At 71.8% G+C, this 15303-nt stretch carries 14 protein-coding genes; 5 read left to right on the top strand and 9 right to left on the bottom strand.

Annotated elements, in window-relative coordinates; genetic code table 11:
• Positions 1 to 102: 102 nt before the first annotated feature.
• The 5 genes from HII36_RS46240 to HII36_RS46220 form a co-directional block, all read right to left on the bottom strand.
• Positions 103 to 1548, bottom strand: coding sequence for an NAD(P)-binding domain-containing protein (locus HII36_RS46240; RefSeq protein WP_173529726.1), 1446 nt, complete (start codon positions 1546 to 1548; stop codon positions 103 to 105).
• A gap of 75 nt (positions 1549 to 1623) precedes the next feature.
• Complete coding sequence (locus tag HII36_RS56135) at positions 1624 to 1896, bottom strand: polysaccharide deacetylase family protein (protein ID WP_217370798.1); 273 nt, start codon at positions 1894 to 1896, stop codon at positions 1624 to 1626.
• A gap of 196 nt (positions 1897 to 2092) precedes the next feature.
• Positions 2093 to 2656 carry a hypothetical protein gene (locus HII36_RS46230; RefSeq protein WP_173529725.1) on the bottom strand — a complete coding sequence of 188 codons (564 nt, stop codon included), beginning with the start codon at positions 2654 to 2656 and terminating at the stop codon, positions 2093 to 2095.
• Positions 2657 to 2746: 90 nt separating this feature from the next.
• Positions 2747 to 3904, bottom strand: coding sequence for a galactonate dehydratase (dgoD, locus tag HII36_RS46225; RefSeq protein WP_236004674.1), 1158 nt, complete (start codon positions 3902 to 3904; stop codon positions 2747 to 2749).
• Between the two features lie 34 nt (positions 3905 to 3938).
• Positions 3939 to 4661: a DUF2470 domain-containing protein gene (locus tag HII36_RS46220; protein ID WP_173529724.1), complete on the bottom strand. Its 723-nt coding sequence runs from the start codon at positions 4659 to 4661 to the stop codon at positions 3939 to 3941.
• Between the two features lie 77 nt (positions 4662 to 4738).
• On the opposite strand from HII36_RS46220, the gene rpsD reads away from it, so the two are divergent.
• Entirely contained in the window at positions 4739 to 5353 is a 615-nt protein-coding gene (gene rpsD / locus HII36_RS46215) for a 30S ribosomal protein S4 (protein WP_173529728.1), read from the top strand.
• On the opposite strand, the gene HII36_RS46210 is transcribed toward rpsD, so the two are convergent.
• A complete protein-coding gene (locus HII36_RS46210) occupies positions 5350 to 6138 on the bottom strand; it encodes an ion transporter (RefSeq protein ID WP_173529723.1) in 789 nt (262 codons plus the stop codon). The genes rpsD and HII36_RS46210 overlap by 4 nt on opposite strands.
• Positions 6139 to 6194: 56 nt before the next feature.
• Positions 6195 to 6833 carry a TetR/AcrR family transcriptional regulator gene (locus HII36_RS46205; RefSeq protein ID WP_173529722.1) on the bottom strand — a complete coding sequence of 213 codons (639 nt, stop codon included), beginning with the start codon at positions 6831 to 6833 and terminating at the stop codon, positions 6195 to 6197.
• A gap of 66 nt (positions 6834 to 6899) precedes the next feature.
• Here HII36_RS46205 and HII36_RS46200 point away from each other — a divergent pair, with 66 nt between their 5' ends.
• Positions 6900 to 7640 (top strand): ABC transporter ATP-binding protein, encoded by a 741-nt coding sequence (locus HII36_RS46200; RefSeq protein WP_173529721.1) that lies wholly within the window; start codon positions 6900 to 6902, stop codon positions 7638 to 7640.
• The gene (locus HII36_RS46195) at positions 7640 to 8365 is read left to right on the top strand and encodes an ABC transporter permease (protein WP_173529720.1); all 726 of its coding nucleotides are present in this window, start codon (positions 7640 to 7642) and stop codon (positions 8363 to 8365) included. Before HII36_RS46200 ends, HII36_RS46195 begins: the two co-directional genes overlap by 1 nt.
• A gap of 84 nt (positions 8366 to 8449) precedes the next feature.
• Here HII36_RS46195 and HII36_RS46190 read toward each other — a convergent pair whose 3' ends face one another.
• Entirely contained in the window at positions 8450 to 9808 is a 1359-nt protein-coding gene (locus HII36_RS46190; RefSeq protein ID WP_173529719.1) for a S8 family peptidase, read from the bottom strand.
• A gap of 183 nt (positions 9809 to 9991) precedes the next feature.
• Between HII36_RS46190 and HII36_RS46185 the strand changes: the two genes are divergently transcribed.
• Positions 9992 to 12028, top strand: a complete 2037-nt coding sequence (locus tag HII36_RS46185) for a spermine/spermidine synthase domain-containing protein (protein ID WP_173529718.1) — start codon at positions 9992 to 9994, stop codon at positions 12026 to 12028.
• A 249-nt stretch (positions 12029 to 12277) separates the two neighbouring features.
• Positions 12278 to 13612 (top strand): lipase family protein, encoded by a 1335-nt coding sequence (locus tag HII36_RS46180; RefSeq protein WP_173529717.1) that lies wholly within the window; start codon positions 12278 to 12280, stop codon positions 13610 to 13612.
• A gap of 61 nt (positions 13613 to 13673) precedes the next feature.
• On the opposite strand, the gene HII36_RS46175 is transcribed toward HII36_RS46180, so the two are convergent.
• Positions 13674 to 15074, bottom strand: a complete 1401-nt coding sequence (locus HII36_RS46175; RefSeq protein WP_236004672.1) for an LCP family protein — start codon at positions 15072 to 15074, stop codon at positions 13674 to 13676.
• Positions 15075 to 15303 lie beyond the last annotated feature (229 nt).

Genomic DNA, 15303 nt, shown 5'->3' with positions numbered 1-15303 from the left:
GGCGGCGGCGGGGGCCGGGCTGATGTCGAGTGCGGCGGTCATTGTCCTGCCTCCAGAGACGGAACGGCTTGTTCTGTTCCAACTCTAGCAGAACGGAATGCTTCATTCCACACCTTGAGTCACCGTAATCCTGTCGCCGCGCGTGGTGGGCCCGCTGACGGCCAGGAAGCGCAGCTCGGCGGCGGAGACGTTGGCGAGCTGGTGGGGGAGGCCCGGCGGGATCTCGACGCCGTCGCCGGGGTTCAGCTCAGCCTCGCGGCCCGGGGTGCGCATCACCGCCCGTCCGTCGAGCACATAGAAGAACTGCCTGGCCCGCTCGTGCAGGTGCCACACCTCGGCGGTGCCGGGCGGCATGCGTTCCTCGATGACCGACAGCCCGTCGGCGTCCGCCAGCCGCCATCCGTCGCAGCCGTCGCCCCACTGGTAGTGCGGCGCCCCCGCCACCGAGACCACCTCGGGTGCGGCGTCCGATACCGGCCTCCCGGACGCGGCGTTCGGTGTCGGCCCTCCGGAGGCCGCGTCCGAGGCGGGCTTCCCGGAGGCCGCGTCCGAGGCGGGCTTCCCGGAGGCCGCGTCCGAGGCCGGCTTCCCGGAGGCGGCGTCCGTTACGGACCTCACGGGCGTGGCGTCCGTCGCGGACCTTGCGGGTGCGGACAGGATGTGGGCGAGGAGCGCCGTGTAGTCGGACTCGCCCAGCCCGGCCGCGCGGGCGTCGGCCAGCCAGTCCCGCACCCCCTCGGCCAGCCGCAGCTCGCGCCCGGCGGCCTGCGTGATCAGCGCGCTGTCCTTGGCCGCCATGGCCAGCGCGAACCGCGGCGGGTACGACCCGGACTCGACCGCGGCCCGGCGGCGCTCGGCCTGCGCGCCCAGCGGGGTACGCGCCAGCACCTGCCAGGCGACCTCCCTCGGCAGCCCGAGATCGTCGGCCAGCGCCAGGCTCTCGCCGAGCACGCCGACCACGCCCAGCAGCGCCCCGTTGGCCACCAGCTTCGCCGCCGCCCCCGCGCCCGTGCCGCCCACCCGCACCGGCGCGCCGAGCAGGGACAGCAGCGGGCCCTGCCGCTCGACCGCCTCCTCTGGCCCGCCGACGAACAGGGTCAGCGTCCCCGACTCCGCCTCGGCCAGGCTGCCCAGCACCGGGGCGTCGATCAGCGTCACGCCGCCGGGCAGCGACTCACGCAGTCCGGCCGTCGCGGCCGGACCGATGGTCGACATGTCGATCACGGTCGTGCCCGGCCGGACCGCCGCGACGAGCCCGTCGGGCCCCTCGCTCACCGCCCGCACCGCCGCCGGGTCGGCCAGCATCAGGAACACCACCTCGGCCCCCGCGACCGCCTCACCCGGCGTCCCCGCCACCCGCACAGAACCGCCTGTCCCACCCGCGCCGGCCTCACTCGTGCCGGCCCCGCCCGTGCTCAGCCGGGCGGCCAGGTCGTCCGCGCGGGATCTGGTGCGGTTCCAGAGCACCAGGTCGTGTCCCGCGCCCGCGAGCCTGCCCGCCATCCGGCCGCCCATCGCGCCCAGCCCGATCCATGCCACCGTCGTCATGTCCGCTCCTTCGCCGCTCGATGATCGGGAACGGCTCAGACCCTAGACGGTCGCCGGCGGGCTCAGGAGGCGGGCTCAGGAGGCGAAGGTGCCCTCACGCCTGATCGTCTGCCACCGCATCGCCTCCCACCGCGCCTGCGTGGCCGACCCCGGCGTCGAGGAGTACGGCAGCCGCGCCCGCCGGGTGAGCCGCCCGGTCGCGCCCGCGATCACCTTCCGGGTCAGCGACATCTCCAGCCTGACCCGCCAGGCGTGCGCGCCGGCCAGGTCTGCGTGCGCGTAGGTGTGGTCGCCGAGCTCGTGGCCCTCGTCCACGATGCGCCTGGGCAGGTCGGGGTGCGCGGCCACGCGGCCCCCGCCGAGGGTGGCGGCGCGGTGGCCTCGCCCACCTCGTGGCCGGCCTAGCCGTGCAGCACCAGCGCGAACGTCATCAGCAGCAGCGCGACCACCACCAGGAACCAGTGGCCGCGCGGATCGGCCTGCCGGGTCGCGGGGGAGACCTGGGCGACCGGTTCGACCGGCCAGACCCGGGTGTCCGGGTGGGTCAGGACTTGGGCCCGCGCGTCTTGTCCGCGTCCGGGCGCTTGGTCTGGCCGGGCGGCGTGCGCTCGGCGTCCGTCGGCTCGCCGGGCTGCGACGGCCGCTCGGACGGCCGCTCGGAAGGCTCGCCGGACGGTTGGCCGGGCGGCCGGGACGGTTCCGCGGCCGGCGCGCTCGACGACGCGGCCGGGGCCGGGCGTGTCGAGGAGGGGGCCGCGGACGACGGGCGCACCGCGTCACGTGTCCTGGTAGGCGCGGCGGTCCGCGTGACGGCCGGGCTCGGCCGGGCGCCGGGCGTGACGGCGGCCCTGGCGGTGCGCGACGGCGTCGCGGGACGGGTGGTCCGGTCCGTCCCCGGCTCGCCCGCCGGCCGCGACGAGCCGGGATCGCCGCCCGGCCGCTCGACCGCGTCCAGGGTCGTGGTGGTGAACGCGCCGCCGATCAGGATCGCCGCCATGGCCAGCGCCAACGTGCCGGACAGCACTCCGACGGTCATCACCGCGCGCCGGCGCCCGCCGCTCTGGTCGACGAACGCCGCGCGGCCTGGTGATCGGTGCGTTCCCTTCACGTCCGAGATGGTAGTGACGGGTGCGCCGCCGTCCCGGCCCATCGGGAAAGCCCGGCGGAATTCACAGGAAACCGTGATCGAACGGAGGTTTCACCACTCGGCGAACGAGCCGTCCGGGTGCTGCCAGACGTCGTTGCGCCAGCTGTGGCCGCGTTCCGCGGCCTGACGCACGGCCCGCTCGTCCACCTCGATGCCCAGGCCAGGGCGGGTGGGGGCGGCCACGTACCCGTCGGCGAACGTGAAGATCGACGGGTCGAGCAGGTAGTCCAGCAGCTCGGTGCCCGCGTGGTAGCCGATGCCCAGCGACTGCTCCTGGATGAGGAAGTTCGGCGTGGCGAAGTCCACCTGCAGGGAGGCGGCCAGCGAGATCGGCCCGAGCGGGCAGTGCGGCGCCACCGCCACGCCGTACGCCTCGGCCATCGCCGCGATCCTGCGCAGTTCGGAGATGCCGCCCGCGTGCGAGACGTCCGGCTGGGCGACCGCGATGCCGGCGCCGAGCACGTCACGGAAGTCCCAGCGCGAGTAAAGTCGCTCGCCGGTCGCGATCGGCACCGACGTCGCCGCCGCCACGGCGCCCAGGTCGCGGGAGAGCTCGGGCACCACCGGCTCCTCCACGAACAGCGGCAGGTACGGTTCGAGCAGCGGCAGCACCCGCCGGGCCGCGGCGGGGGAGAGCCGGCCGTGGAAGTCCACCGCCAGGTCCACCTCGTCGCCCACGGCCTCGCGCAGCGCCGACACCAGGCCCACCGCGCGCTTGACGTCGGCGGGCGAGGGCACGGGCGCGGTGGCCGGGAACGGCGTGAACTTCATCGCGGTGAACCCGGCCGCCTTCTTGGCCAGCCCCTCCTCGACCAGCTCCGCCGCGCTGTCGCCGCCGATCCAGGTGTAGACGCGGGCCCGGTCGCGCACCGGGCCGCCGAGCAGCTCGTACACCGGCACGCCGAGCGCCTTGCCCTTGATGTCCCACAGCGCCTGGTCGATGCCGGCCACCGCGCTCGACAGGACCGGGCCGCCGCGGTAGAAGCCGCCCTTGGTCATGGTCTGCCAGTGGTCCTCGATGCGGCCGGCGTCGGCGCCGATCAGGCGTTCCATCAGCGTGTGCACCGCCGCGCGGACGGTCTCCGCGCGGCCTTCGACGATCGGCTCACCCCACCCGGTGACGCCCTCGTCGGTGTCGATCCGCAGGAACAGCCAGCGGGGCTCGACGAGGAACGTCTCGAAACCCGCGATCTTCATGGTTGGGGGCATGAATAAATATGATAATTCCCGGTTCGGGGACACATCACGCCGGGTGGCGCTCGTCAGGGCAGGCGCAGAGCAGGCCGCGCAGGGCCTCCTCCAGCGACAGCCCGGAGCGTGCGGGCACCGGCCAGGGGAAGCGGATGAGCCCGTCGCCGGCCCGCACGGTGGCGCCGAAGCGGTCCAGCTCCCACAGCCACACCTCGCCGGGATCGCCGCCGAGCTGCCGTGACACGCCGCTGGCCAGTTGCGGCCGGTGCGCGTCGTTGATGTGCGCGAGCACCCGCTCGGCGGTCTCGCTCAGCGGATCGGGCGCCGCGTCCAGGTAGTCGTCCGCGTCCAGCACGCCGGACTCCTGCCCGGTCAGGTACACCACCTGGGCCACGTCCAGGCGCAGCAGCCGGGGCGCGTCCGGGGCGCCGAAGCGCTCCAGCGCGTCGAACAGGCTCTCGTCGGGCGTGTGCGCCGCCACCGCGACCGCCGCCGCGCGCGCCTGCCCGGCCGGGACGGCCTGCGCCCACCCCTGCACCTCGAGCAGCCCGCGCGGGTGCTCCTCCGCGCCCAGCCGCCGCATCGCGGTCAGGTTCACCGCCACCACCGCGTCGTCGCGCAACCCGTGCAGCGTCTCGCCGGGGCGCACCAGCAACACGGGACGGCCCTGCTCGTCCACGCCGCCCCGGGTCGGGCAGGGGGCGCCGTCGACGGTCAGCCGGCTGACGCTCGCGGTCGCGGCCAGGGTGCGGATCCGCTCCGGGATGGGCAGCATGACGCCTCCTTGAGAACTCACTCTTCGGTAGGTTAGGCTTACCTAAGTAAGGATTACCTAATCACATTGAGGTGAACGTGCGCTACACCGGCCCCAAGGTGCGACTGTCGCGTCGCGCGGGCGTCCCGCTGACCAGGAAGGCGGTCCGCTACTTCGAGCAGCGCCCCTACCCGCCGGGCGAGCACGGCCGCAAGACCAACCGCCGCAACACCGGCGACTACGGGCTGCGGCTGCTGGAGAAGCAGAAGCTGCGCTGGTACTACGACGTGTCGGAGCGGCAGTTGCGCCGTTACTGGGATCTCGCCGTGCGCAAGGAGGGCGCGTCGGGCGCCGAGCTGGTGACGATCCTGGAGACCCGGCTGGCCTCGCTGGTGCTGCGCGCGGGCCTGGCGCCGTCGATCTACGCGGCCAGGCAGTACATCGCGCACGGCCACATCGCGGTGGACGGCAGGAAGGTGGACATCCCCAGCTACCTGGTCAAGCCGGGTCAGGTCGTGAGCGTGCGGGAGCGCTCGCGCCGGATGCAGCCGTTCGTGGCCGCGGCCGAGGGCGTGTACGCCGACGAGCGCGTCGCGGCGTACCTGTCGGTCGACCACCAGGACCTGCGTTTCACGCTGGTGCAGCGGCCGCTGCGCGAGCAGATCGTGGTCCCGGTGGACGAGCAGCTCGTGGTCGAGTTCTACTCGCGTTAGTCGAGCGCGCGCTGCTCGCGCAACGCGGTGACCTCGGCGCGCAGCGCGGTCAGCTCGTCCAGGATCCGCTGGGCGGAGGCCTCCTCCCAGGCCCGCTCGTGCGCGTTCTCCTCGTCCATGGCGCTGACGACCACCGCCATAAAGAGATTAAGCACCACAAAAGTACACAAAAGTACAAATATCGTAAAAAAGATCCAGGCGGACGGGTGACGGCTCATCACCTCGCGGGCGATGTTGCCCCAGTCGTCACCCGTCATCGTCTGGAACAGCGTGAACAGCGACGTCGGCAGGCTGCCGAAGCGTTCGGGCGCGGTCTCGCCGTACAGCTTGGTGGCCATGACCGCGGCCACGTACAGCACCAGGGAGAGCAGCACCACGATCGAGCTCATCCCCGGCATGGCGCGCAGCAGCGCCGAGACCACCCGGCGCAGGCTGGGCACGACCGACAGCAGGCGCAGCGCGCGCAGGATGCGCAGCGAGCGCAGCACGGACAGGCCGCCGGCGGTGGGCGCCAGGGCGATCGCGACGATGACCGTGTCGAAGACGTTCCACGGGTCGCGTAAGAAGGCCCGGCGCTCGACGTAGACCTTGGCCGCCAGTTCGGCGACGAAGATGTACAGGGCCGCGTGGTCGACCGCGGTCAGCAGGTGGCCGTGCCGTTCGACGACGGCGGGGAAGGTCTCCAGGCCGAGTGTGCCCGCGTTGACCAGGATGACGGCGACGATGAACTGCTGGAATCGCCGGTTCGCGAGGAAGGTGCGGGTGCGTCGAGCTCCGTCGCGCACGGGGGTGGGCTCCTAAAGCGTTGATCATTGACCCGCACCATGATCGCGCAAGATGATCAGCCGGTTCGTCCCCGATAGTCGCCCAGGCCGTGTTCCAGCAGGTCGAAGGCCGCCTCCGCCTGTGATCTGAGATCGGCGGCGATCGTCTCCCACGACTCCCCGGCCAGCATCTGGCGCACGGCCGCCTCCTGCAGCACCCGCGTGACGGCGAGAAGCTGGGCGGCGACCGTGTGGGGGGTCAGGTCGCCGGGGGCGGCGTCGAACGCGTCGGCCAGCGACCGCGCCAGCGAACGTTCCCGCTCGGCGTGGATCTCCCGCAGGCGCGCCACCAGGGACGGGCTGGCCTGCACGATCCTGGCGAACACGTCGCCGCCCAGGTTGAACCCGTAGCGCCAGTGCCTGGTGTCGATCGCGTCGAGGAAGTCGCGGCGGAAGGCGCGCACCACGCTCTCGCCCGGCTCGCGGCCGGCCACCACGCGGGCGGGGAAGTCGACGGCGAGGTCCTGGCGGTCGGCGAACAGGTCCTCCTTGGTGCCGAAGTAGTTGAAGACGGTGTTCACCGACACGTCGGCGGCCCGCGCCACCTCCGCCACGGTCACGTCGTCGAACCCGCGCGCCATGAACAGCCCCATCGCGATGTCGGCGATGCGCTCCCTGGTCTCGCGCTTCTTGCGCTCCCGCAGCCCTTCGTCCACGTCGCCATCCTATCAATCTTGCAGTCACTCCAAATTTTCATCTACTCTAAATTTGGAGGCGATGAAATGATTGAGACATCGGGTCTGAGCAAGACCTTCAAAGGCGGCGTGACGGCCGTCCAAGGCGTGGACATCTCGGTGCGGCGCGGCGAGATCGTCGGCTTCGTCGGCCCGAACGGCGCCGGGAAGACCACCACCATGCGCATGCTGACCACGCTCATGCGGCCCACCGCGGGCAGCGCCCGCGTGGCCGGCCACGACCTGCTGGGCGACCCGCGCGAGGTGCGCCGCCGCATCGGCTACGTCTCGCAGAGCGGCGGCGTCAACCCGACCGCGCCGCTGCGCGAGGACCTGCTGCTGCAGGCCATGCTGTATGGCCTGAGCCGGGCCGAGGCCACCGAACGGGTGGGCGAGCTGCTGGCCGCCTTCGAGCTGACCGGGCTCGAGGACCGGGTCGGGATGGCGTTGTCCGGCGGCCAGCGCCGCCGCTTCGACATCGTCTTCGCCCTGCTGCACCGGCCCGGACTGCTCTTCCTGGACGAGCCGACCACCGGCCTCGACCCGCAGAGCCGTGCCCACCTGTGGGACCACGTCCGCGCCCTGCGCGACGAACACGGCATGACCGTGTTCCTGACCACCCACTACCTGGACGAGGCCGACGCCCTCTGCGACCGCATCCTGATCATGGACGGCGGCCGCATCGTGGCCGAAGGCACCCCGGCCGAGCTCAAGACCGGTGGCCGCACCCTCGACGACGTGTTCCTCGACATCACCGGCCGATCCCCGCGAGAGGAGGCGGGCGTCTGATGGTCCGCGACACCTGGGTCCTGTTCCGCCACAACCTCGCGCTGTCCCTGCGCCAGAGGTTCGGCATCCTGTTCGGCGTCGTGCAGCCGCTGCTCTTCCTGCTGCTGTTCGGGCCGATCTTCGCCACGATCGGCACCTGGGAGACGCTGGTGCCCGGCCTGATCATCCAGCTCGGGCTGATGAGCACCGGGCTGGCCGGGTTCGGCATCGTCATGGAGAAACGCTCCGGCGTGCTCGAACGGCTGCGCGTCACCCCGGCGGGCCGGCTGGCGCTGCTGCTCGGCCGGGTGCTCACCAACGCCGCCACGCTGATCATCCAGACGCTGCTGCTGGTCGCGGTCGGCTACGCCATCGGCCTGCGCGCGCCGCTGGGCGGAGTGCTGGCCGGGCTCGCGCTGGTCATCGTGCTGGGCGCGGCCCTGGCCGCGCTGTCGTACGCGGTGGCGCTGACCATGAACGAGCAGTTGTTCGCGCCGGTGATGACGACCGCGGTGATCCCGCTGATCCTGCTGTCCGGGGCGTTCCTGCCGATGTCCATGGCACCTGACTGGCTGAACGGGCTTTCGTACGTCAGCCCGTTCAGGTACGTCCTCGAAGCGCTGCGCGACCTGTTCGCCGGGCACTACCTGACCGGCACGGTGGCCGCCGGGGCGGCGGTGACGGCGGCGTTCGCCGTGGTCAGCCTGATGATCGGGACCCGCGTGTTCAACCGCGAGAACGCCTAGCGCCGTGCCGTGGCGGGCCGGGCACGCGGCCCGCCACCGGTGCGAAGAAGATCGGGCGGCGATCAGGCGGCGATCAGGCGGCGGTCAGGCGGCGTTCCTGGCGCGGCGGCGCAGGGCGGCCAGGATGCCGGCCGGGTCGAGCGTGCCGTACCCGTAGTCGTAGTCGAAGCCCACCTCGCTGCGGTCCTCGGCGGTGCGCCGCAGCAGCGCGCGCAACTGGGCCGGCGACAGGCGCGCGGCCGGCCAGCGCGTGCGGACGGCCGCCACCAGCCCGGCCGCCACCGGCGTCGCCGCCGAGGTGCCGGAGTCCGGTTCGTTCTCGCCGAACGCCTTCGACCCGGAGAAGTGCGTGCAGGCGCACAGGTCCGGCTTGCGCGCCGCCAGGCGGCCGGGGCCCTGCGAGGAGTAGCCGACCCGCCGGCCGTTGACGTCGACGCCGCCCACCGACAGCGCCTTCGGATGGGAGTTGGCCCCGGCGATGGGACGTTCGGGGTAGGCGCACCGGCCGTCCTTGCACTCGGCGCCGCAGTTGCCGGCCGCGAACAGCACGTCCGCGCCCGCCTGGTCGAGGCTGGAGACGATCAGGTTGAACGGGTGCGCCGCGTTGTCGGAGTAGTTGCCCGGATGCCCGACGGGGAAGTCCCACTCGGGGGAGAACGACCCCCACGAGTTGGAAATCACCAGCGCCCGGGTCTGCGCCGGCTGGGCCTCCAGCACCGTGCGCAGGTGGGTGAACGCGGCCACCGCGTCCGACAGCAGCCCGTCCATCGCCGAGCCGCCGGGACGGGTCGACAGCAGCACCGGCACGTCGATGAGCGAGGCCTGCGGCGCGGCGATGAGCGTGTCGAAGGCGCACATCGTGCCGTGGTCGACCTCGAACTGCCCCGGGCTGCCGCCGACCCCGGCCGGGTTCCAGCTCCGCTCGGCGTCGAGCGTGACGCCGCGGCCCAGGCGTCTGGCCACGTGCGCGGCGTTGATGCCGGTGTCGAGCACGGCCAGCGCGACGCCGGCGCCGTCGAGGCCCTCGGCGTGCAGGGCCGGGGTGTTGAGCAGCCGCTCGACGTCGTGCCAGTCGCCGACCGGCGGATCGCCGCCGCAGGTCAGCGTGGTCTCGATGACCGGATCGGCGAACACGCCGACCACGTCGGGGCGCAGCGTGGGCAGCAGGGTCACCCTGGAGGCCAGGTCGTCGTCGGAGATCGTGCCGCGCACCAGCACGGAGGCGTCCTCGGCGGCCAGCGAGAACGTGAGCGGCTGGCGCAGCGAGAGCGGGTCGGCCCCGGTCGCGGGCACCGGCCTGGGCACGGCGACCGGGGCGAACGCCGCGTCGAGTTCGACGCCGGGCAGCCCGTCGGCGACGTCGGCCACGGTCGCCGTCCGCCCGGGATCGGCCACGGCCGCGACCAGATCGGGGGAGGGGCGGAGCTGGATCAGGACTCGCATGAGTCACCACCGAAACAGTTGGAGGGAACGAACCTCCCAACATTCCGTCATCCGCAGGTGCGCGTCCAGCGGCTGTCAGGGGTTTTGACCTGCGAGAACGCCGCAAATTACGCGAATCGGACGACAATTATTCTCGGATGTCAGACTTCCTTGTTTTCGGTCCGTTCACTACGGTGAATCTTCATGACGCTGCAGGCTGAGAAGCCGGTCGAGGACGGGAAGAGCGAGCACTGGCTGGCGGTGCGGCCGAGGCTCATTCTGGCCAGTGCCTTCATGCTCTTCCTCGAACTGGCACTGATCAGATGGACCGGGTCGAACATCGTTCACCTGAGCTATTTCACGAACTTCGTTCTGCTCGGGTCGTTTCTCGGCATCGGGCTCGGGTTCCTGCGCGTCGGACGTTCGAAACGGCAGCCGTACTACTCGCCGGTGGTGCTGTCGCTGCTGGTGATCGTCGTCCTGTTGTTCCCCGTCACCGTCGACAGGAACACCGAGGGCGTCCTGTACTGGACCAGCCTGGCCACCACCGGGCCGCCCGCCTGGCTCATCCTGCCGATCATCTTCTGCGCCGCGGCGCTGGCGCTCATGGGCCCGGCCGAGCTGGTCGGGCGCTGCTTCCCCGAGCTGCCCAGGCTGGAGGCCTACCGCTACGACCTGATCGGCAGCCTCACCGGCATCGCCGCGTTCACCGCGCTGTCGTTCCTCAGCGCGCCGCCGGTGTTCTGGGGGGTCATCGCGGCCGCCTGCTACGGCGTGCTGCTGGTGCCCAAGCCGCGCACGCTCTACCTGGCGCTGGTGACCGTGCCGTCCCTGGCCGTGGTCGCGCTGCTGCTGACCGAGACACTGACCGCGGGCGCCATCTGGTCGCCGTACTACAAGGTCACCCACCGGCAGTTCCAGCAGGCCGGCGTGCCCGTCACGGACATCGCGGTGAACGGCATCCCGCACCAGCAGGCCGTGCCCGCGCAGGTGCGGCTGCAGTGGGAGGCCCAGTACGGGCTGCCGTACGAGCGGGCCGTCGCCAAGCCGAACGACGTGCTGATCGTCGGCGCGGGCAGCGGCACCGACGTGGCGATCGCGCTGTCGAAGGGCGCGCAGCGGGTCGACGCCGTGGAGATCGACCCCAAGCTGCGCGAGCTCGGCGGCTCGGTGCACCCGGACAAGCCGTACAGCGACCCGCGCGTCACCACGCACATCACCGACGGCCGCGCCTTCCTGGAGCGCACGGACAAGAAGTACGACCTCATCCTGTTCGCGCTGCCCGACTCGCTCACGCTCGTGTCCGGGGCCAGCTCGCTGCGCCTGGAGAGCTACCTGTTCACCGAGGAGGCCATGAAGGCCGCGCGCGCCCATCTCAAACCGGGCGGCGCGTTCTCGATGTACAACTACTACCGCGAGAGCTGGCTGGTCGACCGGCTGGCCCTGACCGTGCAGACCGCCTTCGGCCACAAGCCCTGCGTCGACGTCGTCAGCCTGGCCGGGCAGCAGGCGGTGATCACCGCCGGGGACACGCTCCAGGCGCAGCGCTGCGACGTGGAGTGGCCGGGCGCGGTGGCCGCCACGCCGCAGCCCGCCGGCGACGATCGGCCGTTCCTGTACCTCAAGGACCGCACGATCCCGCCGATCTACCTCATCACGCTCTCGCTGATCCTGGTGGTCAGCCTGCTGGCCGTGCGGTTCGTGGCCGGCCCGTACCGCAGGATGCGCCCGTACGCCGACCTGTTCCTGCTCGGCGTGGCGTTCCTGCTGCTGGAGACCAAGAGCGTGACCGGGTTCGCGCTGCTGTTCGGCACCACCTGGGTGGTCAACGCGATCGTGTTCGCCGGGGTGCTCGTGGCGGTGCTGGCCGCCGTCGAGGTCACCCGCCGCTTCCGCACGCCGCCGCTGCCCGTCATGTACGGCGTGCTGCTGGCCGGGCTCCTGCTGGCCTGGCTGGTGCCCAACACCTGGCTGCTGTCGCTGCCGGTGCCGCTGCGCGCGCTGGCCGCGGTGACGGTGGCGTTCCTGCCGATCTTCGCCGCGAACGTGGTCTTCGCCAAACGCTTCTCCGACACCGCGGACGCCACCACGTCCTTCGGGGCGAACCTGCTCGGCGCGATGGTCGGCGGCTGCCTGGAATACCTGGCCCTGGTGATCGGCTATCAGGGGCTGCTCATCGTGGCGGCCGTCCTGTATCTCGGGGCATTCGCGTTGATGCCCCGGAAAACCGCCTTGGCATGAGCAAATTTCGCATTCAACTAGATTCCTGAAAATGTCGGAGTAAAGGCGGACATCGCCAATTTCGGTCACGGGTCGGCCCGTGCCGGTGTTCATCGTGTCTTGATTTGTCGCCGGTGGCGCGGTGAAGTGGAGGGGATCGTCGGCGCGCGCCTGCAATACCCGGCCATTCACCCGGAAAGCGTTAATTCCGGATTCGCAGTGAGGAGGTGTCTCCGCGCGTCCGTAAACCTGCGAGCAAAGGCGGTGAACATGGCGACACACGCGTCAGCCAGGATCGATGTCGAGCGCGTTCTGCAGCATGAGGCCGAGCCCGCACCCGCCGACCGGGCCGAGCTCGTCGCGGGGGTGCTCCCCAGGGGAGTGCTGTTCGCGACCGAGCCGGCCGGCACGGCCCGGGCGGCCCGCGACCCCCAGGACGAATGGCGGCTCGTCTCCGCCTGGCATCACCAGGGACGCCTGGCGACCGGAACCGCGCACGTGCACCTGGCCCCCGGCAATCGCGGGCTCACCCGGCCGATGATCTTCGCGGACGGGTTCAACCACGGCCCGAGCGACCTGCCTGGACTGTGGAACCACCTCAACGCCCCTCAGGGCAACCACCTGCTCGACCGGCTGCTCGCGGCCGGGATCGACGTCGTCCTGCTCGGCTTCGACGTCCGGCACGACTACCTGCAGGCCAACGCGGGGGTGGCGGTGAGCTGCATCCAGCGCGCCATCACCGAGCGCCTGGGCGGCGACGCACTCACCGTGGGCGGGGTCAGCATGGGCGGGATGGTCACCCGCTACGCGCTGGCCGCGATGGAGGAGCGGGGCCAGGACCACCAGACCGACACGTACCTGTCACTCGACACCCCGCACAACGGGGCCTGGATCCCGCTGATCCTGCAGCAGCTCGCGTACTTCTCGGAAACGCTCGCCCCAGGACCGCCGCCCGCCCAGGCCGACCTGATCAGGAGCCCGGCCGCGCAGCAGCTCCTGTGGGGCTGGGTGGAGAGCGCCGGCTACTCGGGAGAGGTGGCCACCGCCAGCCCGCTGCGCGCCGCCTTCCTCGACGACCTGCGCAGGATGGGCTGGTTCCCGCAGCGGCCGCGCAAGCTCGGCGTGGCCAACGGCGCCGGCGACGGCACGGGCGCCAACGTCCCGCCCGACGAGCTGGTCTTCGAGTGGAGCACGCTGGCCGGCGCCGTCGGGGCGACCGCGCGCACCCAGCCCGACCACGGCACCCACCGGCACGTGGGCGGCATGCGGGCGATCCCCATGTGGGCGAGCAGGAGCTACACCACCGGCGTGCCCGCCTTCGACGGCGCGCCCGGCGGCACGCTCGCCTCCTACGGCATGCTCGCCGACAAGCTCGGCGTGCCGATCGAGGAGCGGTTCCGCTCGACCTGCTTCGTCCCGTCGGTCAGCGCCGTCGCGCTGAACTACGACCCGGTGGACTGGCCGATCGACCTGTACACCAACCTGTCCGCGCTGCCACCCGACCGCAGCGACCTGGACGACTTCCACTGCGACGGCGACAACGGCGCGCACGGCACGGTGACGCCGGCGCTGGCCGAGTGGATCCTGGCCCACCTCACCAAGTGAGCCATCGGCGCCGTCCGTCCCCCGGCCGGGCGGGCGGGCGGACGGCGCCCTCACCTCCGGCTCAGAAGCCGCACAGCTCCGACAGCGACTTGGCCGAGCGGTTGTCGTTCTGCGTCGGGGTCTGCGTGGGCCTGGCCGAGGTCGTGGTCCTCGGCGCGGTCGCGGTCGCGCTCGCGGAGGGGGAGGCGGTGACGCCGGGGGAGGCCGTCACGTTCGCCGCCAGGGCGCGCTTGGCGGGCCTGAGCGAGTCGCTGATCGCCTTGCTGGACGCGCGCCGGATCTTGGCCCAGTCGGGACGGCCCGAGTAGAACTCCGGCGGGACGAACTGCAGGCTGGTGATCCGCGCGTTCTTGACCTTCAGCGCCAGCGCGGCCAGCGGCTGCACCAGGGTCTGCGGCAGGTTGGTCTGCGTGTAGTGCTTGGCCGCCTTCGAGATCTTGCCGAAGTTGAACAGGATCTTGTCAGGGGTGGCCTGCTGGGCGAAGGCGCCGATGACGCAGCGCTGGCGGGCCATGCGGGAGAAGTCGTCGCTGTTGACGCGCGAGCGGCCGTACCACAGGGCCTCCTCGCCCGACAGCCGCCGGTACCCGGCCTTGATCGTGCCGGCCGTGCCGTACAGTCCGCCCCACTTGACGTCACGCTCGATGCGGATCTTCAGTCCGCCGATCGCGTCGACCAGCGCGGCGAAGCCGTACATGTTGATCAGGACGTAGTGGTCGATCTTCAGGCCGAGCGTGTAGCCGATGGCGTCCATGAGCGCGCGCGGGCCGCGGTTCTGGCCGCCCATGATGTCCGGGTGGTCGTTGGCGTACTGCCAGACCTCGTTCAGCAGGCCGCCGTTGGGCAGTTCGGCCATGAAGCCGTTCGGGAACTGCTTGTGCAGCGGGGAGGTCTGGGGGAAGCGCACGTGCTGCAGGTTGCGCGGCAGGCTGAACAGGACCGTGGCGCCGGTCTTGATGTCCACGCTGGCCACGGTCATGCTGTCGGTCCGCACGCCCTCGCGGTTGCCCGCCGCGTCGCCGCCGACCAGCAGGAAGTTCATCCGGGTACGGCCGCCCCACGGGTCCTCGGGGTTCTGCGTGTTCTGGCCCGCGGGCGCGGTGTCCGGGTCCGGGGTCGGCTGGAAGACGTTGGTCACGACGCCGCGGGCCTCGTACACCAGGTTCGCGGTGAGCGCGAAGGGCGACATCATCACCACGCACAGCACGCCGGTGATGATGCCGGTGACGATCTGGCCCTGCTGGTTCAGGCGGCTCGGGCGCAACGCCACGTACGACAGCACGATCACGGTGAACCAGGCCAGCGCCAGGACGCAGACGGTGACGATGAGCATCGCCATCGCGCCCGTGTCCGCGAAGTGGGTCAGGCCCTCCTGGTCGGTGGTCAGGGCGAACGCGAGCGTGGCGAGCAGCAGCGCGGCGTACCCGCCGAGCAGCCCGAGCCCCAGGCGGCGGCGTCCCATGCGCAGGTGGGCGGCGCCCGGCGCAATGGCCGACAGCGCGGTCCAGCCGAGGACGGAGGCGGTGGTGAGAGGGGCGGCGAAGCGGGGGGCGGCGGAGGCGCCCGGGCGGTGTCGGAGTCGCTGTCGCCGCTGGGTTCGCCGAATTCCGGCAGCAGGCGGGCGAGGTCGCGTTCGGCGCCTTCCGGCAGCAGGGCGGCGACCTGTGCGGTGCCACGTTCCCTGACGAGCT

Source organism: Nonomuraea antri, assembly GCF_013283785.1.
Lineage (GTDB): Bacteria > Actinomycetota > Actinomycetes > Streptosporangiales > Streptosporangiaceae > Nonomuraea > Nonomuraea antri.
The sequence above is the reverse complement of the archived record's forward strand: the minus strand, read 5'-3'. Positions and strand labels throughout refer to the sequence as shown.